Here is a 2895-nt window from a genome sequence, read left to right as displayed (position 1 = left end):
ACTGGAAACCGGCGATGAATCAGTTCATCATCATGTACGGTGATCGTGTATCACTATGATAAACAGCCACTTACACAGAAAATTTTACATACTCCTAAGCGCTGCTCCCTGATAAGTACTCAACAAACGCCATGCCCCTTTCTCGAGCTTTTTGTTTAACATTGCTTCAATGCAGGTAACCAACTCATTCTCGTCGTCTTTACTTAACCACGATGCGATGTTTTTTTTGTGATCTTCTACCTTCTTTTGTTCAATATCAGTTTCACCAAGCAAAGTCATCGCAAACCCCTGCTGTAACTCGGGCATTCGGAATACTTCTAGCGCCATCCACTTACTAAATGCTTTTAAGTCATGGTGGTTTTGCCAATCAAATTTAGGATGCAATATCAATGTTGCAGCCTTGGACGGGTTTAAGGCCGGCATCCATACCGCTCTGTCATTTTCCAATGATGATGAACTGATTTGATCACCTTCGGGACCCTGAACATCAATTATGACGTCGCAACCTTCTGCAGCGCTTCTAATATCAATTGAACCCCATCGCTCTTTAATTTTATCTTCATCAGGATCACGACTAATCTCATCAGAAATATCGGCATAAGCGAAAAGTTTTGGTAACACATGCTCCGCGACGTACTCTATTTTTCCAGGTTCGCCAGGAATAGACTCCAATGCAGGCTTTATAACGTAAGTAGATTTGAAACGCTCAATGAATGGTAGTTTTCCTATAAATTCGATAGCAGTGTCCCTGGCAACATCCAACATAGGGAGCGCTAAACGCCCTCTAATTTGTCGTCGCTCTTCCGAAGTTAAGAAGTAAACAGCTTCTTGACTGTCAGCAAGGCGGATACTTGAACCTTCTTTCACCAAACGAGGAAAATTACTCAACTCACCATTGATCCCACTACGCAAACTATTGAGTTTGGCGACCATTAGCCGATATTCTCGGCTGATTGAACGAGGCTTAGATGTTTCAAGTTGTGAGGTTATGCAATTAACAGCCCTAATCAATTTGCCAATGTTGTCTTCATGCTCGACATCACGCACGAGCAACCACTTTAATAGCGCAGCATGTGCTGGCGGAATCTTTTCCAGACTAATAAATGGAACATGCGAAAGGACTTGATTACTAGACAGATTAAAGGTTCGAGCAGGCGAAGCAATTACGCGATCTTTCCCCATGGTTACATCTAACCACTCGGTGTTATGGAGATCTTTATGAACACCTTGGAGTAAACTTTTGTTGCTATCAAAAAAGTTGCCTCTTTGCCAAAGCTCAAAGCACTTAGCCAAACAGTCCAATATCTCTGAAGGTGCCAACAATTCCTGCAGTTCATTAACTGAAAGCTCCAGCTGCCAATTCATATCCCCAGTTTTAGCACTTTTCTTTAGCGGCAACACTTGCCATACACCCCAGAAAGCCAATTGAAGTTGGTAGTCGCCCCCCAGATAAGCCATTGCTCGGCTGTCGTCAACAGGAAAATATCCTCTATTTTTTATACATTTATCGAGCAACTCGCTTTGGAAATAACACTCATCGGCTTTTGCCCAACCAGACGGACTATGCGCAGGAACAAGGATTGCGTGGCTGCGATGCCGATCACTGCCTATCATTCTAATCTTCGGTAATTCATTTTTTACCGGGTCAATTGTTGCTGCAGCTTTCAGCAACCCTGCTCTTTGCTCTTCTTCTATATGATCATTTTGTGAACGTATAATCGCACGGAGTACAGCAATTGACTCTTCATACCCTCGCCACACGTTTGTCAATTTGAGCTTTTCAGCGATCTTATCGGGGAATCGCCAGGGAGTTACTGTAACACTAATTGCATTTATCGGAGGTACACGGGTATCTCGCATCAAGCAGAATAAATCTGCCAGCGAATCATCAGTCGAAGGTCTTGGTATCTGAACACACTGGGGTCGGTCATCGCTATCAAGACCATTATCGTGCGCGACAAGAGGAACTAATTTAAGCTCAGAAGACGAAAAGTAAGTGAAGTAACCTACAAGGTCTCTCACATAAGTTGTGTGATGACCTCCGTGAGGTCGTTCTGGTGAATAGTGACTGATTAAGCCCCAAATAGCATCGATATCGTTAAATGAAAGACCGAGATCACGCTGTAGGAATTGTTTGATCAGAAAGGCGAGCTTATTACCACTACCGAAGCGGTATTGAAGAATCTCTTTTAATTTACCATTTGATGGCATCAGGTGGGCGCAAATTACTGGAATCGTATAACTGATATGCGATTCTTCAAAATGCTTGATCAATGCATCAGCAGCCAACGTGATTAGTTTCTTGTTGTATTCAATACCCTGAAAATCAATATGCTTACGTGAGTTGTCCACATAAAAGTCTGCATGTATATGTAACGGGCAATATGTACTAAGTTCTGTCGGCAGATAACAATGGTATAAACCGGCATTGTAATCTGAACTTGCTAAAGAGTTGTGGATAGCTAAATAAAGCTGGGGTTCTCTGGTTAATTTATAGTCAATTGCGTCTAATATGTACTTGTTATTGGGGCTAATTAGTTCAGTTGTATCAACTTGAACAAGATGATACATACTCTTATCAACGCTTAGATCCACCGTATAGAACTGTCCAGCAATATCGAACTCTGCGATGAGACAACCGTGTGAAGCTGGGTTTGACGCAAAGCTGGAAAACATCAGGGGGGAACGAGCTAACTTCGAAAGTAACTCGTCAAGTCGATTTAGTTTTTCCTCGCTTAAATTTTGCAAGGTTATCTTTGTCGTAACATTGTTTTCACGCAGCAAAGCGTCAGGTGTAGTGTGATCTGATCCAGTAGTTCTGTACACCGCGCTAAGTGAGTAAAATCACATAACGAGGTGACTATGACAACTAAAAAGAATCGCAAGACCTATACC

The 2895-nt window shown here is 42.4% G+C and carries 1 protein-coding gene; it reads right to left on the bottom strand.

Annotation, left to right across the window (positions count from 1 at the left end; genetic code table 11):
- Nucleotides 1-84: 84 nt before the first annotated feature.
- Complete coding sequence (locus tag J2W69_RS20495; protein ID WP_310282075.1) at nt 85-2748, bottom strand: hypothetical protein; 2664 nt, start codon at nt 2746-2748, stop codon at nt 85-87.
- Between the last annotated feature and the right edge of the window lie 147 nt (nt 2749-2895).

The organism is Rheinheimera soli (assembly GCF_031457405.1).
Lineage (GTDB): Bacteria > Pseudomonadota > Gammaproteobacteria > Enterobacterales > Alteromonadaceae > Pararheinheimera > Pararheinheimera soli_A.
Note: the sequence above shows the minus strand (reverse complement) of the source record. Positions and strands in the feature narration are given on the sequence as shown.